This window comes from Bradyrhizobium sp. USDA 4341, assembly GCF_054063755.1.
The window spans coordinates 4,443,823-4,465,657 of record NZ_JBSSGO010000002.1; the positions used below are offsets into that span (position 1 = coordinate 4,443,823).

The following is a 21,835-nucleotide window of genomic DNA, read 5'->3' on the forward strand; positions in this document are numbered from 1 at the left end:
GCCCGCGACGCTTATAGCACCTTGGCCAAATCGTCATGCGCGGGCCTGACCCGCGCATCCATCGAAAAATCAACGTCTTTGGAAAGATGGATGGCCGGGTCGAGCCCGGCCATGACACCTCGAAACGTAGCTGGCCCTACTTGATAAGACCCTTTTCCTTGTAATAGCGGATCGCGCCGGGATGCAGCGGCACCGGGCTGCCGATCGCAGCGGCCGCCAGCTTGATCTCCTTGCCCGCGGCGTGGGCATTGGCGAGTTCCGGCAGCGATTCGTAGACCAGCTTGGTCATCTGATAGGCGAGATCGTCCGACACCGCGCTCGAGGTGACGAGGTAGTTCACGACCGCCGCGGTCGGCACGTCCTTGTCCTGGCCGGTATAGGTGTTGGCCGGAATGATCACGGAAACGAAAGGCGGGCCGATCTTTTCGACGGTCTCCTTCGGCACGGCCACCACGGTGATGTCGCTCGAGGTCGAGAGGTCCTTCAGCGAGGCGACGCCGAGGCCGGCGGACTGCAGCGTGGCGTTGAGCTGGCGGTTCTTCATCAGGTCGACCGATTCGGCGAACGGCAGATACTCGACCTTGCCGAGATCCTTGTAGCTCATGCCGGCGGCCGCGAGGATCGCGCGCGAGTTGAGCTCGGTGCCGGACTTCGGCGCGCCGACCGACAGGCTCTTGCCCTTGAGATCGGCGAGCGTCTTGATCCCGCTTTCGGCGGTGGCGACGATCTGGATGTAGTTCGGATAGATCGCGCCAATGGTGCGGAGCTTGTCGAGCTTGGTCTTGAAGCCGGCCTCGGTGTCGCCTTCCCAGGCGGCCTTCAGCGAATCGCCGAGCGTGAAGGCGATCTCGCCTCTGCCCTGCTGCAGCAGCACCAGGTTCTCGACTGAGGCCTTGGTCGCTTGCACCTGGGTCTTCACATCGGGGATCTTGTCGCCGTAGATCTTCCCGATCGCGACGCCGAGCGGATAGTAGACGCCCGAGGTGCCGCCGGTGAGCACGTTAATGAACTGCTGGGCCTGTGCGACAGGCGCGGACAAAACACTGGCGGCCACGATCGCGGCAGCCATCAACCTTGAATACATGAGTATTATTCTCCCCTAAGCCGGGCCGGAAATTGGCCGCACGCCCCTGCCGGGTCAACCCATCCAAATGACGCATGCAGGGCCGAAAATCCCTGATAGCAGCACCACTTTACCTGCACGGGAACTCTGCGCGCCCCGCCGGGTTGAGATGCGCAATCTCGCCGCGAGGTATCACTTGCAGCCGTCCGGGACCCCCGTTGAGCGCGCGCTTGACGCGTTGAACTTCTTCCTCGCCGACGTGCGGGACGGGCTCGGCCCTTATCTGGCGATCTACCTTCTGACCGAACGGAGGTGGGACGAGGCCTCGATCGGGTCGGTGATGTCGATCGCGGCGATCGCCGGGATCGTCGCCCAGACACCGGCCGGCGCCCTGATCGACCGCAGCCGCGCCAAGCGCGCGTTGATGATCGCAGCCGCGCTCGCCGTGACCGCCGCCTGCCTGCTGCTGCCGCTGCTCGACCGGTTCGCGCTGGTCGCCGCGACGCAGGCGCTTGCGGCCGCATCGGGCTCGGTGTTCGCGCCGGCGATCGCCGCGGTGACGCTCGGCATTGTCGGCCCCAGGGCATTCGCGGCGCGGACCGGCCGCAACGAGGCCTTCAATCATGCCGGCAACGCGGTGGCTGCGGCGATCGCCGGCGGCACCGCCTACTGGTTCGGTCCCGTCGTCGTATTCTGGCTGCTCGCGGCAATGGCGCTCGCCAGCATCGCCGCGACGCTCTCGATCCCAGCCGCCGCCATCGATCACCAGGTCGCGCGCGGGCTCGACGATATCGCGGAGGAGCACGGCACGCTGCATGACCGGCCATCCGGCTTTCGCGTGCTGCTGACCTGCAAGCCGCTGCTGATCTTCGCGGCCGCGACCGTGATCTTTCATTTTGCCAATGCCGCGATGCTGCCGCTGGTCGGACAGAAGCTCGCACTGGTCAACCGCAACCTCGGAACATCGCTGATGTCGGTCTGCATCATCGCGGCGCAGCTGGTGATGGTGCCGGTCGCGATGCTGGTCGGACGCAAGGCCGACGTCTGGGGCCGCAAGCCGATCTTTGCCGTGGCGCTCGCAGTGCTGGCTGTTCGCGGCGCGCTCTATCCGTTGTCGGACAACCCGTACTGGCTGGTGTCGGTGCAATTGCTCGACGGCATCGGCGCCGGGATCTTCGGCGCGCTGTTCCCGCTCGTCGTCGCCGATCTCACGCACGGTACCGGACATTTCAACATCAGCCAGGGCGCGATCGCCACTGCGACCGGCATCGGCGGCGCGCTGAGCACGGCGGTCGCCGGGCTCATCATCGTCCACGCCGGCTACAGCGCCGCCTTCCTGTTCCTTGCGGCCGTCGCCTGTTCTGGGCTGATCGGCTACTGCGCGTTGATGCCGGAGACGTTGCGAACGGCAACGACGACAGCACGCAGGACTGCATTGGCATCGCAGAACGGATGATCTGATTCGCCGTTGGTGCTCGGCGGCAACTCGATTTGATGTCCGACAATGGTGCAATTCCGCTTCTGCATCGACCGGACACCACAGTCATTAACGTCGTCTCGCGATGACACACGCGCGCAATATTTCCGGTGCGGTGCAAAGTCAGACACAATTGCTCTCATGAACGCCAGATGACGCATTTGTTGCGCCTGTAACCGCGGCAAGACGCGGCGATTCCGCGATCATTTGAGTCGAATTGAGTCCTTTAAGGTTAGCGAGCCAATCAATGTATGAACCAGAAATTTCCATGATTGCCACCGCTCATGGATGTACGAGTCAGGCCGGGGTAATTACGGATAAGGCGGGGCATGAACCACATCAGTCACATCGGACAAACGCGAGCCGGCTGGTTCGGACATCGCAAGCTGACCCCACGCGCATGCATTGCGGACAGCAAAAAACACCTTCGGACCTTCCTCGCAGAGGCGCTGGAAGACCTCGGCTTCATCACCAGTGAATGCGGCCAGGCTTTGGAACTCGACACCGTGCTGGACGCGGAACGGCCCGATCTTCTGGTGCTCGGCGTGTCCGTGGACGGCATCGAAGTCAGTAAAATTCTCGAGACTTTGGTGAGAAAGGACTACGGCGGCAAGGTCCTCGTCATCGGCCAGCCGGACTCCATCATCGTGAAAGCGGTTCGGCAGATCGGCGATGAGTACGGCATCGCCATGCTGCCGGCCCTCTCCACCCCGTTCAGCGCCGGAACCCTTCGTGACAGTCTTGCGTCATTGATGCCGCTCGAGCCCGCACCGAGCCCGGCAGTGGATGTGCCCGAAGCGCTGAAGGCCGGCTGGCTCGAGCTGTGGTATCAGCAGAAAATTCATCTCCGGACATTGGTTCCGAGCGGCGCCGAGGCGCTGATCCGGATGCGCCATCCCGCATGGGGCGTCGTGCCGCCTGCCTACTTCATCCCCGATGAAAGCGATCCTCATTTTCATGCGCTGTCCGAGTTCGTGATCGCGCGCGCCATCGAAGACTGGCGCTATCTGCTCGAACAGATCGGACCGGTCGATCTCTCGATCAACCTGCCAATCTCGTTTCTCGCCGACGATGCTGCGGTGCGCGAGCTTTGTTACCGGATTCCGGATCATGCCGCCTTCGCCGGCCTGCTGATCGAGATCGACAGCGCCGAGGTGGTCGACAATCTCGATTTGGCGATCGATGTCGCCCGGCGCGTTCGCCTGCACAATATCGGCATCTCGATCGACAATGTCGGCGCGAACTGGCCATCCCTGCTGGGATTGCCTAACTTTCCGTTCGTCCAGCTGAAGGTCGACCATCAATACGTCACCGGTTGCGCAGATCAGCGCCTGAAGCAGACGGTGTGCCGGCGTATCGTCGAGCTCGCACACGACGCCGGCGCGCAGGTTATTGCGCAGGGGGTCGAGACGCGCGCGGACTTTCTTGCCGCGCACGAGATGGATTTCGATCAGGTCCAGGGCTACCTTTTCGGCAAGCCGATGGGCGTCAAGAAGTTCGCCCGCTCGCGCATGCACTTCTCGGAGAAACAGCCGGCGTCCTGAGGCATGGCCTCCGGTCAGGCTTGAGCGTTGCGATCGATCGCGCGCAGCGCCTCGCCGCGCGCGATCAGGCGCTTTGCGTTGGAATAGGTCGGGACTTCCAGCAGCGAGCCGTCAAGTTCGACGCGCCCAAGGCCCTGTGCCCGCGCCGCTTCGAAGGCAGCCACGATCCTGGCCGCCTGGCGCAACTCATCCTCGCTCGGCGTGAGCACGCCGTTGACGATGGCGGCGTGTGCTCGATCGACCAGGCTCTTTGCGCTGTAACCCAGCCGTCGCGCCCAGATCGTGTCGCGTTCGACGCCCGCAGCGGCGCTCCAGGTATAGGGACAATCGACCGCGACGACATTGGCGGCGCGACATTCGACGATGAAGCGTTGCCGCGCGTAAGCGAGCTCCAGACCGTCGCTGCCGCGCTCGGCGCCAAGATCGGCGGCGAGGTCTTCGGCGGCCATCAGACAACCGATGGTGCGCCGGCTCGCCGCCGCGATCGCGCCGGTCTGCACCAGGCCGCGCGCGAACTCGATGTTCGGCAACAGCGACGTTGATCCTTCGGCGATGCCATAGTCGCGCTCGAACCGTGTCACCGCCTCGTCGAGTCTCGCGACATGCTGCGGCTCGGCGACCTTCGGCAGCGCGACGATGTCAGGATGGCCGCGCATCACGGCGGCAAGATCGTCCATGCCGTCCTGGTCCAACGGATTGACGCGGACCGCGACCACCGCGCCCTGGTCGCGCCAGGCCGCGTAGAGCTCAGCGGCCAGCGCCCGCGCCTTCGGGCGCAGCGGCGGCGGGGTGAAGTCCTCGAGCTCGTGGATCAGCACGTCGGCGCCGCTGGCGGCCGCGCCTTGCAGGACCGCCTCATTGGCGCCTTCTAGAAACAGCCAGGAGCGGCACAGCGGGGCCGGGCGCGGCTTGCGCATCACGCGGCCCGCACAGCCGTCACTGAAACGTCATGTCGAGGCATTTCGAGATGTCGGAGCCGAGGCCGGACGAGATGGTGATGCAGCCGCGGATCTTCTGGGTGTTGGCGTCGCTCGCCCAGATCGCATAGCCGCCCGGACCGAAGAACGAATTGGTGTTCGGCGGCTCGGTCTCGGTGGCGTCGAACGTGTAATTGCCGTCGGTCTCGAAGATGCGCGGCTTCTTGGTGCAGCCGCCGTCGGCCTGCACGTTGATGACCTCCTTGTTGTCCCGCGTCAGCGCCAGCGAGACCTGGCAACGGAAGTATTCGGAGGTCTTGGCGTTGAACAGATAGGCGTAGGACTTGCAGGTCGACGTGTTGAGCTTGCCGGCCGACAGGCCGCGGCTGCAGGAGATCCGCTGGTTGTTGGAGAGCTTGAACTCGTCCGCCTGCGCGACTGACGCCAGCGCCATGAACGACAGAGCGACACCGATACCGATCTTCATGACGTGGTTCATCCCGATCATCCCCAGGTAGTGTTTCCGGCAATCGAAGCGTTTGTAAACGGTAACGCGAAGATAGTCGCCAAGCTTGATGCGGGAAATCACAAAGTCGCTGATGGACGATAGCGGTCGCGCCGATTGTCGTATTGACGCGCAAATGCCGTTCGTGATTTGTTCAAAAACGTGGGGACGACGCCGTTATTCTCGGCCGGAGGTGGATCATGACGCTTTTTCTGACCAAGACCTTTATTGCGACTGCGGCGCTTGCCGCGCTGACGACATGCGCATTCGCGCAGGAGGCTGCGCCCTGGGAGCTGAAGACCGACATGGGCTATGCCTATGACAAGGACGGCAAGACCTGGGCCTACAAGATGGGGACCAGCAATGCCAATACACTGCTGAAGGGAGCCAAGAAAGTGCCGAAGGGGACGCTGTTCTTCATCGGCCACAACGGCCAACTCTACATGCGCTCCGGGCCCTATCTCGAGGGCAACGGCAAGTTCATGTTCGGCTCGAATTAGAGCGTTTTCGAGCGAAGTGGACGCCGGTTCGCGTAAAGAAAACGCGTCGAGAGAAGGGTCTAGAGATTCGGTTCTGATTCAATCAGAACCGACAATGCTCTGACGTCTTCGGCAGACCTCAGAACGCCGCGGCCAATTCCCTCGCGCCGGGCTTGTTGCTGTTGGAATCCATCCGTTCGTTGGTGATGGCGAGCAGCTTGGCCACGGTGTTGTGACGGATCGCGACCGGATTGCGTTCGTAGCCGGAGCGCTGGAAGAAATTCGTGGTCGGCACCTGCTCGCGCATCGCCTGCGGCATGGTCACCATGTCGAGCCCGGTGCCGTCGCCGGTCAGGTTCATCATCTCGAGCTCGGCCGCGGACAGCGGTCTTGTGTAGCCCTTGTTGCGCGCGAAGATCACCGAGGTCAGCAGCTTGTGGGTCTGCAGCATCGGGCCGATATCGATATCGAGCACCATGGCGTGACACGCCCAGCCCTGCGGTGTATCGGCCAGGCGCTGATGCGCCGACCAGTCGTCGGGCACGGTCCGCGTGAACGCAACCATCTTCTTCAGCACCGCGAGCTTGTGCTCCATGGCCTTGCGCGCCGGGCCCTGCGTCGCCGCCACCCGCGCGGTCAGATCCCGCACGAATTCATGGCCCTGCTCGGCCAAGAGCTCGACGGTGTTGGTGGTGAGCAGCTGGTTGTAGCCCATCGCGGTGGAGATGGCGCGCTTGCCGCCATGCTCGATGCCCGCCTGCACGTCGTAATTGCCGGTGCCCCCGGTTTCGAACGAATAGACCCGCACCGCCTGCTCCGGCGTCAGTCCCGCCGCGCGCGCGTAGCGGGCATAGGCGCGCTTGAACTCCACCTCGCTCGTCGGGCGCTGCGGCGTGAACTGGAATTGTTCGGCCGCCGCCCTGACGAGATCCGAGACCACGGGAATGGTTTTGGGCGGACGCGGCGGCTTGCCGCCCTCTTCTTCCGGCGCCGGGTTGACCGGCCGCTTCGGGCCCTCATAGACCGGCGGCTGTTGCAGCACGTAATCGTCCAGCGAAATCTGTACGCGGTCGCGGCGCTTGGCGTTGCGGCCGCGCCGCTTGTCCGCGATCGCGCTCCAATAGGCGCTGGCGTCCTGCTCGAAGGCATCGCGCGCCGCCTGATATTCCTCCAGCTTGCGGCGATATTCCATGATCGCCTGCGGCGAGGCCTGCGCCATCGCATTGGCGACGGACGGCGGCAACGCATCGGCCTCGCCGGCCAGTACGGACGGCGCGCTGGCGGCGAGCGCGAGCACGACAAGTCCAGGACACAGGCGAATCAATTGCGGGCGCATGGCCTCGTTGTAGCAAGCGCCACCGCGAAGTCAGCCCGGAAATGTCCGAAGCGCAAGCGGCCGGATGCCGCGATCAGGTCCAGAATTTTCGCCACAATGCGGTGTTCTCCGGTGAAACGCTGTGGAGATTGCGATGAGAATGGCACTCTGGCTCGCCGCCGCGCTGACGCTCGCCACACCTGCGCACGCCGAGCGTCCGGATTGCGGGTCGTTTCCGGATACGCGCTCACGGTTCTCTTGTTACGAGAATGTGTCGCGGGCGCCGCCGGAACCCGCGACCGCAGCGCATTCGCCTGTTGCGCAAGGCAAGGCAATGAAGATGAACGCCCGCAAGCGGCGTCACAAATAGCCGCATCGTTGTGGCCTACTTCCATGCAAACACCGGCTGCTCGAGATCGGCGACGCGGGTGTTGCGGCCGGCGAGCACCTCACGGAACTGATAGATCAGCGCGGCGGTCGGCGCATGGATCTGCTGACCACCGAGCCGGAAGCGGATCACGCGCCGCGCGCTCTCGGGGATCGTGACGAAGGTGAACGCTTCGTCGAGCTCGATCGCATCAAGGCCAATGCGATGAACGGAAGCGACCTCGTCCGGGTTCGGCGTGATCGCCGCATGCGCACCGGCCCAGACCACGACAGGTGTGATCAGATAGCCGGACCGCGTCGGATAGTCGTCGAGCATGCCGAGCACGTCGCGCGGGCCAAGCGCCAGCCCAAGCTCCTCGTGCAGCTCGCGCAGCGCGGCCTGGGGCTGTGTCTCGCCGGCATCGCAGCGTCCACCCGGCAGCGCCCATTGCGCGCTGTGGGCGCGCAGCCGCGCGCTGCGGCGGGTCAGCAGGAAGGCCGTGCTGCTGCCGTCATCACCTTCAGTCAGCGCGATCGCGACCGCCGCCCGCTTCAGCGTCGGCGCGGCATCGGCCGGCGCGAGCCGCGCGAACGCGGCGCAGAGCTCTGCGATATTCCGCCGGGTGGCATCGTCAAATGTGCGGGCCATGGAGCTTGACTACAACACAACAGCGTTTGATGAAATGAGCGGAACGACATGCCTCCTGCGATCAATCATTTGCAAGCAAGGGATCCCTCCTCATGACGGCCAAGGCCGCGGACAAACTCAAATCCGACGGCTGGAAGATCGCCGACACCACGGGTTTCCTGACGCTGATCGGCCCGTTGTGGGAGCGATTGAAGGACGGCGCGCTCGAGCTCGCGCTGATTACCGAGGACAAGCACCACAATCGCCGCGGCCTGGTGCAGGGCGGCGTGATCATGACCTTTGCCGACCGCGCCTGCGGCATGGCCGCGCGCTTCGTCTCGGGGAAGCCGACGCTTGCGACGGTGCAGCTCGACACTCATTTCGTCGAGGCTGGCAAGATCGGCGAGATCCTGACGACGCGTCCGCGCGTGGTGCGCTCGACCCGCAGCCTGATCTTCATCACGGCCGAGGTGACCGCCGACAAGCGCTGCATCGCGATGGCCAATGGCGTGTTCAAGGTTCTGAAGAACGAGAGTTGACCATCGTCGTTCCGGGGCGATGCGGAGCATCGAACCCCAATACGCAATTGCGTATTGTGGAACCTCGAGATTCCGGGTCTGGTCCTTCGGACCATGCCGGAACGACACCGGAGGGAGTGCCCGATGCATTATCGCCAGCTTGGCCGCAGCGGCCTGAAGGTCTCGCCGATCTGCCTCGGCACCATGATGTTCGGCGGACCGACCGATGAGGCGACCTCGTCGCGGATCGCGGCGAAGGCGCGCGAGGCCGGCATCAATTTCATCGACAGCGCCGACGCCTATAATGGCGGCAAGTCCGAGGAGGTCGTGGGACGCGCGATCTCGAACAGCCGTTCGAACTGGGTGCTCGCGACCAAGCTCGCCAATCCGATCGGCGACGATCCGAACCATGGCGGGCTGTCGCGGCGGTGGGTGTTCCAGGCCGCAGACGAAAGCCTGAAGCGGCTCGGCACCGACTACATCGACGTCTACTACCTGCACAAGGAAGACCACACGACGCCGCTCGACGAGACGGTGCGCGCGATGGGCGACCTGATCCGCGCTGGCAAGGCGCGCTATTTCGGTGTCTCCAACTACCGTGCCTGGCGCGTCGCCGAGATCTGCAACATCTGCGACCGGCTCGGCATCGACCGTCCCGTCGCGAGCCAGCCCTATTACAATGCGATGAACCGGATGCCGGAGGTCGAGCATTTCCCGGCCTGCGCCTATTACGGCCTCGGCATCGTGCCCTATAGCCCGCTGGCGCGCGGCGTGCTGACCGGCAAATACGCACCCGACGCCGCGCCGCCTGCCGACACCCGCGCCGGCCGCAACGACAAGCGCATGATGCAGACCGAGTGGCGGCCGGAATCGCTGCAGCTCGCGCAGGAGATCAAGCGCCATGCCGAGAGCCGTGGCATCACCGCCGGGCAGTTCGCGGTGTCCTGGGTGCTGAACTCGTCGTTCGTCAGCGCGGTCATTGCAGGCCCGCGCACCGAAGCGCAATGGGACGACTACATCCGCGCGCTCGATTATCGCTTCACCGCCGAGGACGAAGCCCTGATCGACCGCCTCGTCGTCGCCGGCCATCCCTCGACGCCGGGCTTCAACGATCCCGCCTATCCGATCGAGGGACGCCGCGCGCGGACCGGATAGCGTCCAGCCTTCGGCACTCCCCTCGGCTACGCCGAAGTCACGTTTCGTAGCTTCCGAATTGCGCAAGCGCCACACAGGCTGCACCATCGGCGCATGGAAATGCTGATGCTGGTGCTGCAATGACGGCATCCAATGTACTGGACTGGATCGTGGCTCTCCTGGTGTGCTGGGCGAGCCTGACCGCGATCTTCGAGCCTTCGCGCGGGGCCTCGCAGTGCGATGCTCCCATCGTGACGAGCAGCGCGGCGCAATCGCCGCCGGCGATTCCGACGCAGGCGGAGTTCGAGGAGATGATCCGGGACATGAAGCTGCACGACTGAGCAAAGCTGCGGAAAGCCTTTCGTCTCCCAATTGCATCCCCGAAATGAAACAGGGCGGCGCCGCAGCGCCGCCCTGTCCCTGATTGCCGTTACCGGCCGCTTACTCGTCCAATTTACTTGGCGAGATCGAAGCGATCGGCGTTCATCACCTTGGCCCAGGCCGCGACGAAGTCGTTCACGAACTGCTCCTTGGCATCCGACGAGCCGTAGACCTCGGCGAACGCGCGCAGCTGCGAGTGCGAACCGAAGATCAGGTCGACGCGGGTACCGGTCCACTTCACCGCCTTGGTCGTGCGGTCGCGGCCCTCATAGACGCCCTGGCCGGCATCGCTCCACACCGTGCCCATGTCGAGCAGGTTGAGGAAGAAGTCGTTGGTCAGCGTCCCCGGCTTGCCGGTGAAGACGCCGTGCTTCGACTTCTTGGCGTTGGCGCCGAGCACGCGCAGGCCGCCGACGAGGACCGTCAATTCCGGTCCGGTCAGCCGCAGGAGCTGCGCACGATCGACCAATGCCTCCTCGGGCTGCAGGAACTGATGCTTGCCGCTGATATAGTTGCGGAAGCCGTCAGCCCGCGGCTCGAGCGGAGCGAACGATTCGACGTCGGTCTGGTCCTGCGTCGCATCGGTGCGGCCCGGCGTGAAGGGGACCTTCACATGGGTGCCGCCGTCCTTCGCCGCCTTCTCGATCGCCGCCGCGCCGCCGAGCACGATGAGATCGGCGAGCGAGACCTTCTTGCCGAACTCCTTCTGAATGGCTTCGAGCTTGGCCAGCACACCCTTGAGCTGGGCCGGCTCGTTGACATCCCAGTCCTTCTGCGGAGCAAGGCGGATGCGCGCGCCGTTGGCGCCGCCGCGCTTGTCGGAGCCGCGGAACGTGGAGGCCGAGGCCCATGCGGTCGACACCAGTTCGGACACCGAAAGACCCGAGGCGAGGATCTTGGCCTTGAGCGCCTCGATATCCTTGTCGTCGATCACGGCGTGATCGAGCGCCGGCACCGGATCCTGCCAGATCAGCGTCTCCTTCGGCACCAGCGGGCCGAGGTAGCGCACGATCGGACCCATGTCGCGGTGCGTGAGCTTGAACCAGGCGCGGGCGAAGGCGTCCGCGAACTGATCCGGATGCTCGTAGAACCGGCGCGAGATCTTCTCATAGGCCGGGTCGTAGCGCAGCGAGAGGTCGGTGGTCAGCATGGTCGGGACATGCTTCTTCGAAGAATCGAACGCGTCCGGAATGACGGCGTCGGCGCCCTTTGCCTTCCACTGCTTCGCACCCGCCGGGCTCTTCGTCAGCTCCCATTCGTACTTGAACAGGTTCTCGAAGAAGTGGTTGCTCCACTTGGTCGGGGTCTGGGTCCAGGTGACTTCGGGACCGCCGGTGATCGCGTCAGCGCCGACGCCGGTGCCGAACTTGCTCTTCCACCCCAAGCCCTGATCCTCGATCGCGCCACCTTCCGGCTCCGGACCGATCAACGACGGATCGCCCGCACCGTGGGTCTTGCCGAAGGTGTGGCCACCGGCGATCAGCGCAACCGTCTCCTCGTCGTTCATCGCCATGCGGAAGAACGTCTCGCGGATATCTTTCGCGGCGGCAACCGGGTCCGGATTGCCGTTCGGGCCTTCCGGGTTGACGTAGATCAGGCCCATCTGCACCGCCCCGAGCGGCTCGGAGAGCTGACGCTCGCCGCTGTAGCGCTCGTCGCCGAGCCAGGTGCCTTCCGGACCCCAGTACAGCTCTTCCGGCTCCCATACGTCGGCTCGGCCACCGGCAAAACCGAACGTCTTGAAGCCCATCGATTCCAGCGCCACGTTGCCGGCGAGGACCATCAGGTCGGCCCAGGAGATCTTGCGGCCGTATTTCTGCTTGATCGGCCACAGCAGCCGCCGCGCCTTGTCGAGGTTGGCGTTGTCAGGCCAGCTGTTGAGCGGGGCGAAACGCTGCTGACCGGCACCGGCGCCACCGCGGCCGTCGGTGATGCGATAGGTACCCGCCGAGTGCCAGGCCATGCGGATCATCAGGCCACCGTAATGGCCGAAGTCGGCCGGCCACCATTCCTGCGACGTCGTCATCAGGGCCGTGAGGTCCTTGATCACGGCGTTGAGATCGAGGGACTTGAATTCCTTGGCGTAGTCGAAGCCCTTGCCCATCGGATCGGACAGGTTGGAATTGTGATGCAGCACCTGAACGTCGAGCGTCTCCGGCCACCAGTCGCGATTCGCGTGCCCGCGGGGCCCGCCCGTGAATGGGCATTTGCCCGCGCCGTCGTCGGTTTTTGCGTCCATGTTTCTTCTCCGAGGTGATGGATTCTGGAATGCGCTGGAGCTCTTCCAAGAACGATTCTACGCGCCCCAATCCATCAGGTGAAATTGACTTTAGTGATCGCGTCGATAAGATAATCTGATGATAAATGTCACACTCCGGCAACTGAGGTATTTCGATGCGCTGGCCCAGCACGGGCATTTCGGGCGCGCCGCGGATGCCTGCGCGGTGTCGCAGCCGGCGCTGTCGATGCAGATCCGCGAGTTGGAACGGGCGGTCGGCGGCGTGCTGATCGAACGCAATGCCCGGCAGGTCACCCTGACGACCTTCGGCGAGGACCTGCTGCATCGCGTGCGCGACATCCTGCGCTCGGTCGACGAGCTCGGCGACTTCGCGCGCGCCTCGCGCGACAAGCTCGCCGGGCGGCTGCGCGTCGGCATGATCCCGACCATTGCGCCATATCTGCTGCCGCGGGTGATCGAGACGCTGGCGCGGCTGCATCCCGAGCTCGACATCCATGTCCGCGAGACGCTGACGCCGAAGCTGATCAAGGAAGTCGCCGAGGGCCGGCTCGACACCGCGATCGTGGCACTGCCGGTGCATGAACCGTCGCTGACCGAGGTCGCGCTGTTCTCCGAGAATTTCCTGCTGGTGCGGCCGGGCGAGGACGCCAAGACGCCGGTGCCGAGCGCCGAGATGCTGCGCGAGATGCGGCTGCTGCTGCTCGAGGAAGGCCACTGCTTCCGCGACCAGGCGCTGTCGTTCTGCAACATGCAATCCTCGCCGCCGCGCGAGGTGCTGGATGCGAGCTCGCTGTCGACGCTGGTGCAGATGGTCGGCGCCGGCATCGGCGTCACCCTGATCCCCGAGATGGCCGTAACGGTCGAGACGCGCTCCGCGCCGGTGACGGTCTCGCGCTTCAAGAACCCGCAGCCCTCGCGCACCATCGGCATGGTCTGGCGCAAGACCAGCCCGCTCGCCGCGCAACTCCAGCAGATCGCCGAAGTGGTCAGCCTCGCTGCCCGGGAATTGCGTGCGCCGAAGGGTGATGGCGCGAAAGAGCCAATGAAACGGGCGGGGCGAAGGAAGGTGGCGTGATTGGGTCGGGGTGCGGCGGAGACGATGCCGTCCGTGTTTGACGCACACGTCGCGCCATACTTACGGCTGTCGTCCCTGCGAAAGCAGGGACCCATAACCACGAATGTTCATTGTTGAGCAATTCTGGACGACGAATCCCATTCACTACGTCTGCTGCGGAGTGTGGGTCCCTGCTTCGCAGGGACGACATCGAATATGTTGCACGGTCTGTGAATCATACGTCCGCGGTCTCGCGGCGAATGACGAGATGAGGCAGCGCCCCTACTTCTCCAGATATTTCTTCATCTCAGCGATCAGGCCGTCGCGCAGCTCGGGGCGCTTGAGGCCGAAGGCGATGTTGGCGCGGAGGAAGCCGGGCTTGGAGCCGCAATCGTGGCGCTCGCCCTCGAACTCGACGCCGTAGAACTTCTGCGTCTTGGCGAGACCGATCATCGCGTCGGTGAGCTGGATCTCGCCGCCGGCGCCGCGCTCCTGCGTGGCCAGGATGTTGAAGATTTCCGGCTGCAGAATGTAGCGGCCGGTGATCGAGAGATTGGACGGCGCGGTGCCCTTCGGCGGCTTCTCGACCATGCCGTCGACCTCGAAGATGTTGCCGGTGCGTTTTCCCACGCCGCAGATGCCGTATTGATGGGTAAGCTCGTCGGGCACCGCCTCGACCGCGATCACGTTCGACTTGTCGCCGAGCTTGTTGGCGGCGTCGATCATCTGCTTCAGGCAGCCCGGCGTGTTCAGCACCAGCTCATCCGGCAGCACCACCGCGAACGGCTCGTTGCCGACGATGTCGCGCGCGCACCACACCGCGTGGCCGAGCCCGAGCGGCGATTGCTGCCGGGTGAAGCTCATCGCGCCGGCTTCCGGCTGGTTCTGCGCCAGGATGTCCTGTTCGGTCTTCTTGCCGCGTTGCGCGAGCGTGGTGTCGAGCTCGAACATGCGGTCGAAGTGATCCTCGATGACGCCCTTGTTGCGGCCGGTGACGAACACGAAGTGCTCGATGCCGGCCTCACGGGCCTCATCCACGACGTACTGGATCAGGGGCTTGTCGACGATCGTCAGCATCTCCTTCGGCATTGCCTTGGTGGCAGGCAGCACGCGGGTGCCGAGACCGGCGACGGGAAATACGGCTTTGCGGATCTTCATGGGATTATCGGGAGCCTTGAAACGGGTGGGACGGCGGCGCGAAATTTAATCGCTTCTTCGTACCCGTTTTGCAGCCGAGAACAAAGGCGGATGTGTGATGCGCACGGATCCCCTTTTTCCACCCATGCGTTTGGCTTACCGAGGCATCCCGACGGCCCGCACATTGGCGCGCGACGGCGCTGACGTACCGTGAGACGCAGCCGTCGCGTTGGCAGATGACGCGATCCAGCGGCGATATTTGCGGGTGAGCGACGCCGTGCGCAACTGGGCGAGAACCAACGCCTTCAGCGGCGAAACGTTTGGATTGGCCGTGCCGCCCCGGCTCAACCGCCGCAGCTGGAATTTCACGACCGCCATGGCAGCAAGCGAGGCCAGCGGCTTGCTCTTCCAGCTGATGGGCGCGACTTCTGGCCGCAGATCCTCGCCGCGGCGCCACGCATTCGGCAGATCCGGCCTGATGGCGAGCGCAGTGGCGATACCCGCGATGGCGACGCCGCTGTCGAGCACCTGCTGCACGATGCCGATGCGGCGAATGCCGCCGGTGACCATGACCGGCATCCTGGCGACCCCGGCGATATCGCGTGCGAAGTCGAGGAAATAGGCCTCGCGCGCCAGCTTGCGGCCATCGCGTGCATCGCCCTGCATCGCCGGCGCCTCGTAGCTGCCGCCCGACAGTTCCACCAGATCCACGGGCAATTCATTCAGCATCTCGACGACGGTCTTCGCATCGGCTGCATCGAATCCGCCGCGCTGGAAATCGGCCGAGTTCAATTTGACCGCGACCGAGAAGCCCGGCGCCACCGCCGCACGGACCGCCTTGACGGTTTCGATCAACAGACACGCCCGGTTTTGCAGCGAGCCGCCCCAGCGGTCGGTGCGCCGGTTGCTCAAGGGCGACAGGAACTGGCTGATCAGATAGCCGTGCGCCGCATGGATCTGCACGCCGGAGAAGCCGGCTTGCTCTGCGAGTTTCGCGGCCGTGACGAAGCGCGCGATCACCTCGTCGATGTCGTGCTCGGTCATCGCTTTGGGCATCGCAAACAAGTTCGAATGCTTGCCGAGATCGAGCGGCACTGCCGATGGCGCCAGCGTCTGCTGGCCCATGTTTTTCATCATCTGCCGGCCCGGATGATTGAGCTGCAACCAGATTTGCGCGCCCCTGGAGCGGCCAATCCGCGCCCAGTTCCGAAAGGCTTCAAGCGGCGTGCCGTCCTCCAGCACGACGCCACCCGGTCCGGTCATGGCGCGGCGATCGATCATGACGTTGCCGGTGATGATGAGGCCGGCGCCGCCGTCGGCCCAGGCCTGATAGAGGCGCAGCAGTTCGGCCGACGGGAAATGCCCGGCGTCAGCCATGTTCTCCTCCATCGCCGCCTTGGCGATGCGGTTGGGAACGCTGGTCCCGTTGGGCAAAGTGAGGGAATCGAACGGCGACATGTGCCAAGCTTCCTTATCGAGTTCCTTGTTGATCTGCGCCCACCCTAACCTTAAAGTGAACTTTAAGGTCAAGCAGCCAAGGGAGCACCGCAGTGAAGATCGGGGAACTGGCTCGGGAGTCGGGCCTGGCGCCGTCGCGCATCCGCTTCTACGAGCGCGAGGGCCTGATCGGGTCGATCGATCGCGGCCTGAATGGCTATCGGCAGTATTCGCGCGGAACCAGGCAGGTCCTTGAGATCATCGTGATGGCCCAGCAGGCCGGGTTTTCGCTCGACGAGATCCGGAACCTGCTGCCGCCGCACGGCAACGGAGACTGGAGCCGCGACACGCTGGTGGCCGCGCTCAAGGCCAGGGTGGTCGAGGTCGCAGCCCTGCAGCGCCGCTTGTCCGAAACCCAGGCCGGGCTCGAGGCCGTGATCGCGCGAATCGAAGCCACGCCGCCGGGCGGTGACTGCTTTGAGAATGCCGAAGCTGTCCTGGCCGGTCTCAGGGAACAGCCAAAAGCGGGTTGACGACGCCGGACAATTTGTCCCGGTCAAACCATCGCGCGCGATTTCGTCACGCCCCAAATGCTGCGCTTTGTTAAGCTATTGGAAACCGTGACGGGGCCTTCTGAGGCGGCACGATTTTGACAGGCACACGACACATGCGCGCGACCGGAACATCAAGGACCAGGCTTTGCAGCGCGAGCCTGATCGCACTGGCCCTGCTACTGCCGGGCGCGACGCAAGCTCAATCGGCCGGCAACGGCCTGACCAACCTGATCGACAGCATCTTCTCCCCGAACGCCGCGACGCCGCCGCAGGCCGCAACCGGACAGGATGGCGCAGCGCCGCCCTGGAGCGGAGAAGACGGCGCCTCCGGCCATCCGCTGATGACGGCCGCAGCGATCCGCCAGGCCGCGTCCGACTTCCCGAACTGCGTCGCAGCGATGTGGCCGGATGCCGCGCGGCGCAACATCACCCAGCAAAATTTCGAGCGCTTCACCGCGGGCCTGCAGCCCGACCTGCGCATCATGGATCTCCTGGATTCGCAGCCGGAATTCACCAAGGCGATCTGGGACTATCTCGACATTCTCGTCAGCGACACCAGGCTCGCAAAGGGCCGCGATATCCTTGCGAAATACAAGGCGCAGTTCGACGCGACCGAGAAGGCCTATGGCGTCGATCGCTACATCATCGCGGCGATCTGGGGCATCGAGTCGAACTACTCGACTCAGATGGGCGATCGCAGCGTGGTGCAGTCGACCGCGACGCTCGCCTGCATCGGCCGCCGTCAGGCCTATTTCAAGGACGAATTCCTGTCGGCGCTCGAAATTCTCAACCGCGGCGATCTCAAACCCGAGCAGATGCGCGGCTCCTGGGCCGGCGCGTTCGGCCCGACCCAGTTCATGCCGACCGCGTTCAAGCGGTACGCGGTCGACGGCGATGGCGACGGCCGCCGAGACGTCGTCGACGATCCGAGCGACCTGATCGCCTCGACCGCCAACAATCTGAAGAAGGACGGCTGGCAGACCGGCGCGAGCTGGGGCTACGAGGTCGTGCTGCCGCAGGGCCTGAACTACATGCTGGCAGACCGCGCCAAGGCGATGCCGCTGTCGCAATGGGAGCAACTCGGCGTCAAGCGGCCCAACGGCCAGGCGTTCCCGCGGCCCTCCGACAAGGCCTATCTGCTGGCGCCCGCCGGTGCCGAAGGTCCGGGCTTCCTGATGCTGCAGAATTTCCGGGTGATCATGAAGTACAACCCGGCCGAGGCCTATGCACTCGCGATCGGCCATTTCGCCGACCGCCTGCGCGGCGGCCAGCCCTTCGTGCAGCCCTGGCCGCGCCAGGAGCGGGTGCTGTCACGCGCCGAACGGCTGGAACTGCAGCAGCTGCTGGCCCAGCGCGGCTTCTACAAGGGCACGCCCGACGGCCAGTTCGGCGGCCAGACCCGCGAGGCGCTGCGCGGCTTCCAGGTCTCGATCGGGACGCCGGCCGACGGTTTTGCCACCGCCGAGGTGCTGGAGCGGCTGCGGGGGCGGTAGGGCGGCGGCCACGACCTCCCTGCACCTCTCCCGCTTGCGGGGGAGGTCGGATTGCATCGGAGATGCAATCCGGGTGGGGGCTCTCTCCACACAATGACTGGCCCCATCGCGGCGACACCCCCACCCCACCCCTCCCCCGCAAGCGGGAGAGGGAGTGCAGTTCCGGAGTGGCGACCGAAGAGCCCCCCAAAACTAACCGTGAAATCCGATATTTGCCCGGCGCCTTGACGGCGGCCGGAGGCACCCGATTTATGGTGGAAAAGCTGCCCGCTTGCGGCCCGATTCCGCTAATATGCTCACGTACTTCCTGATCATTGCGACGAACTCGATGGCGAAGCCGAAATCCTTCCTGCGCCTATTCACCGAAGCCGGTCCGCTGATCGCGCTGACGGTGGCGCTTGCGCTGTTGATCGGCATTGCCGAGCCCGCCTCGGCGCAGTTCTTCGGCTTCCCCGGCTTCGGTGGCGGACCGCCGCAACCGCAGCGCCGCGCTCCACCGCAGCACGGTGGCGGTGGCGGCTGGTTCGGGGGCGATTTCTTCGCACCATTCCAGCAGCAGCCGCAATCATCACAGCCGCAGCGGCCACGCGAGGATTTCTCGCGCGCTCCGCCGCCAGCCAAGCGCGAAGCCGCCGCCGAGCGCAACGTGCTGGTGATCGGCGACGCCATGGCCGACTGGCTCGCCTACGGCCTGGAAGACGCCTATTCCGACCAACCCGACATGGGCGTGATCCGCAAGCACAAGACGGTCTCCGGCCTGATCCGCTATCAGCCCAAGGGCGACCCGGCGGATTGGGCTGCGGCCGCCAAGGGCATTCTCGCCACCGAGAACCCCGACGCCATCGTCGTGATGCTCGGCCTCAACGACCGCACCTCGATCCGCGAACCGGTCGTGGAGAAGAAGGTCGACAAGAAGGACGAGAAAAAGGACGCGCGCGCCAAGCCGGACGCCAAGCCCGGCGACAAGCCCGATGCCGCCGCCAAGACCGATGGCAAGACTGACGGCAAGACCGATAGCAAGGCGGACAGCAAGCCGGCCGATGCCGAGCTGCCAGCCGACGACGCCGACACGGACTCACAGGCCGCGCCGGAAAAGACCGCGCGCTCGCCCAATGGCCTCTATGACTTCCGCGACGACCGCTGGGTCGAGCTCTACGGCAAGAAGATCGAGGAGTTGATCAACGTGCTGAAGAGCAAGGGCGTGCCGGTGCTGTGGGTCGGCCTGCCCGCGATCCGCGGCCAGAAGGGCACGTCGGACATGCTGTTCCTCGACGCGCTCTATCGCGACGGCGCCGGCAAGGCCGGCATCACCTATGTCGACGTCTGGGACGGCTTTGTCGACGAGGCCGGCCGCTTCATGCCGAAGGGCCCGGACTTCGAAGGCCAGCCGCGCAAGCTGCGCTCCGATGACGGCGTATTCTTCACCAAGGCCGGCGCGCGGAAGCTCGCGCACTATGTCGAGCGCGAGGTGACCCGCCTGCTCGCGGTGCGCACCGGCCCGATCGCGCTGCCGAGCGAACCGGCAACGCCCGAGACCAGCACCGAGCCCGGCAAGCCCGCGCCGCGGCCGCTGGCAGGCCCCGTGCTGCCGCTGGTCGCCTCCACCGTCGGTACCGATCAGTTGCTCGGCGGCCCCGGCTCGCGGCCCGCCGCCGTGGATGCGCTCGCCGCACGCACGCTGGTGAAGGGCGAGGCACTGGCGCCGCCGGCCGGCCGCGCCGATGATTTCGCATGGCCACGCCGCGAAATGGGGCGCGAGCAGGCCAAAGGCGACGTGCCGGTTGCCGCGACCACGCCGGCCGCTCCGGCGGGAGGCCCTGCGAATCCGCCGCCCTCGACCACGGCGATCGCGCCCGACGGCTCGATCATCACCGCTCCGAAGCCGCCAAGGCGCGTGTTCCGTCCGGCCCAGGCCCAGCCGCAACAGCAGCCACAGACGCAGCCTTGGCTGCGCGACATCTTCGGATTCGGCGCGCCGCAGCAGCAGCGCCCGCTGGTCGCCCCGCCGCCGCGCCCGCCGCGCAATGTCGGACAGCGTGCCGCGGTGCCGGGGAATCCCTGGCAGTAGGCGGCGCGCGCTCTCATCGAATTGAAGCTAGATCCACGTCATTGCGAGCCATCCGGTCGGCGCGAAGCGCCGCCGGGCGACAAGCTCCGCGAAGCAATCCATCGATCCGCACGCGCGGACGGATGGATTGCTTCGTCGCTTCGCTCCTCGCAATGACCGCGAGCGAGCTGGTGTCGACCGCAATTAATAACGCCAGCGTGACGGCGGGCGGCGCGGCTGGCGCGTCATCAACAGCGCCAGCGCAAAGCCGATGCCGCCGGCAATCAGGAGCGAACCGAGCGGATTGTCCTGCACCGTTTGCGCCATCGCCCTCTGTCCGCTGCGAACGGTCTCGCCGCGGTTCTCATAAGCATCCTTGGCGTAGTTGACCGCGGTGTCGGCGGCGTCGCGCGCGACATCCTTGGCCTGGCCGTAGAGATCCTGCACCGCGCCTGCGGCCTCGCGCGCGCGGCCCGACGCCTGCGTCTGCGCATCGCCGGTCGCATCGCCGACGGCGCCTTCGGCCTTGCCCGCGAATTCCTTCGCCGTTCCGAAAATCCGATCCTTGTCCATCACGATTGCTCCTTGAACTGTCAGGGAGCCAACCGCCGAACCTCGCGCAAGTTCCTAGAGCTAAAGAATGAGCCCGCCATCGACGATGATGGTCTGGCCGACGATGTAGGAGGCGAGCGGCGACGCCAGAAACAGCGCGGCGCCGGCCATGTCGGCAGGCGTGCCGAGACGCTTCAGCGGAATGCGCTCGAGGGCGCCTTCGAGCCGCTTTGGATTTGCCGTCGTCGCCTTGGTCATCTTGGTGTCGACGAGACCCGGCGCGATACCGTTGACGCGGATGCCGTTCTCGGCCCAAGCCTCGCCGAGCGTGCGCGTCAGCCCGACGGCGCCGGTCTTCGAGGCGTTGTAGGCCGGATTGCCCATGGTGGAATGGTAGGCCGCGGTCGAGCTCACGATGATCAGCGACCCTTTGCTCGCGCTCAGCATCGCGTGGAATTTGGTGGCGCAGGCCATCAGGCTCATCAAATTGACTTCCATCACCTTGCGGAATCCTTCCATCTGGAATTCCCCGCGGCGGTAAATCACCGCGCCCTGCGCCAGCACCAGCACGTCGAGCCGATCGAACGACGGTGTGAGATCTTCGATCGCCTGCGGATTGCTGACATCGAGCTGCGCATAGGCCAGGCCCTCGAGATGCGAGCCTTCCTCTGCGGAATAGTCGGTCGCCTGCGCGCGGGTACCGTACACGGCAACGCGCGCGCCCTTGGCGCGGAAGGCCTGCGCGATGCCGTTGCCGATGCCGCTGGAGCCACCGACCACCAGTACCTGCTTGCCGCCGAAATCGAGCTCGTTCATCGCGTTCCTCTCCCGTGCTGTTTTCTGGATTGAGCATGATCCTTTTCGAAAAGCCAACGCAAAAGCCTACGCAGAACTTGCGTTAACGCGCTGCGCGCGCGGCGATATCGGATCACCGGTTTGACGTCTTTGCGGATCGGTGCCAGCGTTGCCGGTCGCACAACGCGCCAAATTTCATC

General features: G+C 65.1%; 21 protein-coding genes. 11 read left to right on the forward strand and 10 right to left on the reverse strand.

Going from position 1 to position 21,835, the window contains the following annotated elements; translation table 11 throughout:
- Nucleotides 1-136: 136 nt before the first annotated feature.
- Nucleotides 137-1,084, reverse strand: coding sequence for a TAXI family TRAP transporter solute-binding subunit (locus ACVIGB_RS27055; RefSeq protein WP_456720326.1), 948 nt, complete (start codon nucleotides 1,082-1,084; stop codon nucleotides 137-139).
- Nucleotides 1,085-1,232: 148 nt separating this feature from the next.
- Between ACVIGB_RS27055 and ACVIGB_RS27060 the strand changes: the two genes are divergently transcribed.
- Together ACVIGB_RS27060 and ACVIGB_RS27065 are read left to right on the forward strand one after the other, a co-directional pair.
- Entirely contained in the window at nucleotides 1,233-2,519 is a 1,287-nt protein-coding gene (locus tag ACVIGB_RS27060; RefSeq protein WP_456720325.1) for an MFS transporter, read from the forward strand.
- Nucleotides 2,520-2,869: 350 nt separating this feature from the next.
- Nucleotides 2,870-4,084, forward strand: coding sequence for an EAL domain-containing response regulator (locus ACVIGB_RS27065; protein ID WP_212314141.1), 1,215 nt, complete (start codon nucleotides 2,870-2,872; stop codon nucleotides 4,082-4,084).
- Between the two features lie 14 nt (nucleotides 4,085-4,098).
- Here ACVIGB_RS27065 and ACVIGB_RS27070 read toward each other — a convergent pair whose 3' ends face one another.
- Nucleotides 4,099-5,001 carry an HpcH/HpaI aldolase/citrate lyase family protein gene (locus ACVIGB_RS27070; RefSeq protein WP_456720324.1) on the reverse strand — a complete coding sequence of 301 codons (903 nt, stop codon included), beginning with the start codon at nucleotides 4,999-5,001 and terminating at the stop codon, nucleotides 4,099-4,101.
- Nucleotides 5,002-5,020: 19 nt separating this feature from the next.
- The gene (locus tag ACVIGB_RS27075) at nucleotides 5,021-5,500 is read right to left on the reverse strand and encodes a hypothetical protein (RefSeq protein ID WP_456720323.1); all 480 of its coding nucleotides are present in this window, start codon (nucleotides 5,498-5,500) and stop codon (nucleotides 5,021-5,023) included.
- A gap of 206 nt (nucleotides 5,501-5,706) precedes the next feature.
- Between ACVIGB_RS27075 and ACVIGB_RS27080 the strand changes: the two genes are divergently transcribed.
- Nucleotides 5,707-6,006 carry a hypothetical protein gene (locus tag ACVIGB_RS27080; RefSeq protein WP_456720322.1) on the forward strand — a complete coding sequence of 100 codons (300 nt, stop codon included), beginning with the start codon at nucleotides 5,707-5,709 and terminating at the stop codon, nucleotides 6,004-6,006.
- Between the two features lie 118 nt (nucleotides 6,007-6,124).
- On the opposite strand, the gene ACVIGB_RS27085 is transcribed toward ACVIGB_RS27080, so the two are convergent.
- Complete coding sequence (locus tag ACVIGB_RS27085) at nucleotides 6,125-7,321, reverse strand: hypothetical protein (protein ID WP_456720321.1); 1,197 nt, start codon at nucleotides 7,319-7,321, stop codon at nucleotides 6,125-6,127.
- Between the two features lie 133 nt (nucleotides 7,322-7,454).
- Between ACVIGB_RS27085 and ACVIGB_RS27090 the strand changes: the two genes are divergently transcribed.
- Nucleotides 7,455-7,670, forward strand: a complete 216-nt coding sequence (locus ACVIGB_RS27090) for a hypothetical protein (RefSeq protein ID WP_456720320.1) — start codon at nucleotides 7,455-7,457, stop codon at nucleotides 7,668-7,670.
- 15 nt (nucleotides 7,671-7,685) lie between these two features.
- Here the strand turns inward: ACVIGB_RS27090 and ACVIGB_RS27095 are convergent, their stop codons facing one another.
- On the reverse strand, nucleotides 7,686-8,315 hold the full coding sequence (locus ACVIGB_RS27095; protein ID WP_456720319.1) for an NUDIX hydrolase: 630 nt from the start codon (nucleotides 8,313-8,315) through the stop codon (nucleotides 7,686-7,688).
- 92 nt (nucleotides 8,316-8,407) lie between these two features.
- Here ACVIGB_RS27095 and ACVIGB_RS27100 point away from each other — a divergent pair, with 92 nt between their 5' ends.
- The 3 genes from ACVIGB_RS27100 (at nucleotide 8,408) to ACVIGB_RS27110 (ending at nucleotide 10,287) form a co-directional block, all read left to right on the forward strand.
- Nucleotides 8,408-8,833: a PaaI family thioesterase gene (locus ACVIGB_RS27100; RefSeq protein WP_456720318.1), complete on the forward strand. Its 426-nt coding sequence runs from the start codon at nucleotides 8,408-8,410 to the stop codon at nucleotides 8,831-8,833.
- A 123-nt stretch (nucleotides 8,834-8,956) separates the two neighbouring features.
- A complete protein-coding gene (locus tag ACVIGB_RS27105; RefSeq protein WP_456720317.1) occupies nucleotides 8,957-9,967 on the forward strand; it encodes an aldo/keto reductase in 1,011 nt (336 codons plus the stop codon).
- Nucleotides 9,968-10,086: 119 nt separating this feature from the next.
- Nucleotides 10,087-10,287: a hypothetical protein gene (locus ACVIGB_RS27110; protein WP_173643771.1), complete on the forward strand. Its 201-nt coding sequence runs from the start codon at nucleotides 10,087-10,089 to the stop codon at nucleotides 10,285-10,287.
- A 113-nt stretch (nucleotides 10,288-10,400) separates the two neighbouring features.
- On the opposite strand, the gene katG is transcribed toward ACVIGB_RS27110, so the two are convergent.
- Nucleotides 10,401-12,566: a catalase/peroxidase HPI gene (gene katG / locus ACVIGB_RS27115; RefSeq protein WP_456720316.1), complete on the reverse strand. Its 2,166-nt coding sequence runs from the start codon at nucleotides 12,564-12,566 to the stop codon at nucleotides 10,401-10,403.
- Between the two features lie 118 nt (nucleotides 12,567-12,684).
- Between katG and ACVIGB_RS27120 the strand changes: the two genes are divergently transcribed.
- Complete coding sequence (locus ACVIGB_RS27120; RefSeq protein WP_212314152.1) at nucleotides 12,685-13,641, forward strand: hydrogen peroxide-inducible genes activator; 957 nt, start codon at nucleotides 12,685-12,687, stop codon at nucleotides 13,639-13,641.
- Nucleotides 13,642-13,902: 261 nt separating this feature from the next.
- Here ACVIGB_RS27120 and galU read toward each other — a convergent pair whose 3' ends face one another.
- Both galU and ACVIGB_RS27130 read right to left on the reverse strand, forming a co-directional pair.
- Complete coding sequence (galU, locus tag ACVIGB_RS27125) at nucleotides 13,903-14,778, reverse strand: UTP--glucose-1-phosphate uridylyltransferase GalU (RefSeq protein WP_092118845.1); 876 nt, start codon at nucleotides 14,776-14,778, stop codon at nucleotides 13,903-13,905.
- Between the two features lie 135 nt (nucleotides 14,779-14,913).
- A complete protein-coding gene (locus ACVIGB_RS27130; RefSeq protein WP_456720315.1) occupies nucleotides 14,914-16,215 on the reverse strand; it encodes an NADH:flavin oxidoreductase/NADH oxidase family protein in 1,302 nt (433 codons plus the stop codon).
- 92 nt (nucleotides 16,216-16,307) lie between these two features.
- Between ACVIGB_RS27130 and ACVIGB_RS27135 the strand changes: the two genes are divergently transcribed.
- The 3 genes from ACVIGB_RS27135 (at nucleotide 16,308) to ACVIGB_RS27145 (ending at nucleotide 20,309) form a co-directional block, all read left to right on the forward strand.
- A complete protein-coding gene (locus ACVIGB_RS27135) occupies nucleotides 16,308-16,727 on the forward strand; it encodes a MerR family transcriptional regulator (RefSeq protein WP_456720314.1) in 420 nt (139 codons plus the stop codon).
- 134 nt (nucleotides 16,728-16,861) lie between these two features.
- Entirely contained in the window at nucleotides 16,862-18,241 is a 1,380-nt protein-coding gene (locus tag ACVIGB_RS27140) for a lytic murein transglycosylase (protein WP_456720313.1), read from the forward strand.
- 328 nt (nucleotides 18,242-18,569) lie between these two features.
- Complete coding sequence (locus ACVIGB_RS27145; RefSeq protein ID WP_456725069.1) at nucleotides 18,570-20,309, forward strand: SGNH/GDSL hydrolase family protein; 1,740 nt, start codon at nucleotides 18,570-18,572, stop codon at nucleotides 20,307-20,309.
- Nucleotides 20,310-20,492: 183 nt separating this feature from the next.
- Here ACVIGB_RS27145 and ACVIGB_RS27150 read toward each other — a convergent pair whose 3' ends face one another.
- Both ACVIGB_RS27150 and ACVIGB_RS27155 read right to left on the reverse strand, forming a co-directional pair.
- Entirely contained in the window at nucleotides 20,493-20,861 is a 369-nt protein-coding gene (locus tag ACVIGB_RS27150; RefSeq protein ID WP_456720312.1) for a CsbD family protein, read from the reverse strand.
- Between the two features lie 60 nt (nucleotides 20,862-20,921).
- Nucleotides 20,922-21,656 (reverse strand): SDR family NAD(P)-dependent oxidoreductase, encoded by a 735-nt coding sequence (locus tag ACVIGB_RS27155; protein ID WP_456720311.1) that lies wholly within the window; start codon nucleotides 21,654-21,656, stop codon nucleotides 20,922-20,924.
- Between the last annotated feature and the right edge of the window lie 179 nt (nucleotides 21,657-21,835).

Coding starts and splice junctions, on each gene's coding strand:
- ACVIGB_RS27055 (WP_456720326.1), bottom strand. CDS start 1,084: ATGTATTCAAGGTTGATGGCTGCCGCGATCGTGGCCGCCAGTGTTTTG.
- ACVIGB_RS27060 (WP_456720325.1), top strand. CDS start 1,233: ATGCGCAATCTCGCCGCGAGGTATCACTTGCAGCCGTCCGGGACCCCC.
- ACVIGB_RS27065 (WP_212314141.1), top strand. CDS start 2,870: ATGAACCACATCAGTCACATCGGACAAACGCGAGCCGGCTGGTTCGGA.
- ACVIGB_RS27070 (WP_456720324.1), bottom strand. CDS start 5,001: ATGCGCAAGCCGCGCCCGGCCCCGCTGTGCCGCTCCTGGCTGTTTCTA.
- ACVIGB_RS27075 (WP_456720323.1), bottom strand. CDS start 5,500: ATGAACCACGTCATGAAGATCGGTATCGGTGTCGCTCTGTCGTTCATG.
- ACVIGB_RS27080 (WP_456720322.1), top strand. CDS start 5,707: ATGACGCTTTTTCTGACCAAGACCTTTATTGCGACTGCGGCGCTTGCC.
- ACVIGB_RS27085 (WP_456720321.1), bottom strand. CDS start 7,321: ATGCGCCCGCAATTGATTCGCCTGTGTCCTGGACTTGTCGTGCTCGCG.
- ACVIGB_RS27090 (WP_456720320.1), top strand. CDS start 7,455: ATGAGAATGGCACTCTGGCTCGCCGCCGCGCTGACGCTCGCCACACCT.
- ACVIGB_RS27095 (WP_456720319.1), bottom strand. CDS start 8,315: ATGGCCCGCACATTTGACGATGCCACCCGGCGGAATATCGCAGAGCTC.
- ACVIGB_RS27100 (WP_456720318.1), top strand. CDS start 8,408: ATGACGGCCAAGGCCGCGGACAAACTCAAATCCGACGGCTGGAAGATC.
- ACVIGB_RS27105 (WP_456720317.1), top strand. CDS start 8,957: ATGCATTATCGCCAGCTTGGCCGCAGCGGCCTGAAGGTCTCGCCGATC.
- ACVIGB_RS27110 (WP_173643771.1), top strand. CDS start 10,087: ATGACGGCATCCAATGTACTGGACTGGATCGTGGCTCTCCTGGTGTGC.
- katG (WP_456720316.1), bottom strand. CDS start 12,566: ATGGACGCAAAAACCGACGACGGCGCGGGCAAATGCCCATTCACGGGC.
- ACVIGB_RS27120 (WP_212314152.1), top strand. CDS start 12,685: ATGATAAATGTCACACTCCGGCAACTGAGGTATTTCGATGCGCTGGCC.
- galU (WP_092118845.1), bottom strand. CDS start 14,778: ATGAAGATCCGCAAAGCCGTATTTCCCGTCGCCGGTCTCGGCACCCGC.
- ACVIGB_RS27130 (WP_456720315.1), bottom strand. CDS start 16,215: ATGTCGCCGTTCGATTCCCTCACTTTGCCCAACGGGACCAGCGTTCCC.
- ACVIGB_RS27140 (WP_456720313.1), top strand. CDS start 16,862: ATGCGCGCGACCGGAACATCAAGGACCAGGCTTTGCAGCGCGAGCCTG.
- ACVIGB_RS27145 (WP_456725069.1), top strand. CDS start 18,570: ATGGCGAAGCCGAAATCCTTCCTGCGCCTATTCACCGAAGCCGGTCCG.
- ACVIGB_RS27150 (WP_456720312.1), bottom strand. CDS start 20,861: ATGGACAAGGATCGGATTTTCGGAACGGCGAAGGAATTCGCGGGCAAG.
- ACVIGB_RS27155 (WP_456720311.1), bottom strand. CDS start 21,656: ATGAACGAGCTCGATTTCGGCGGCAAGCAGGTACTGGTGGTCGGTGGC.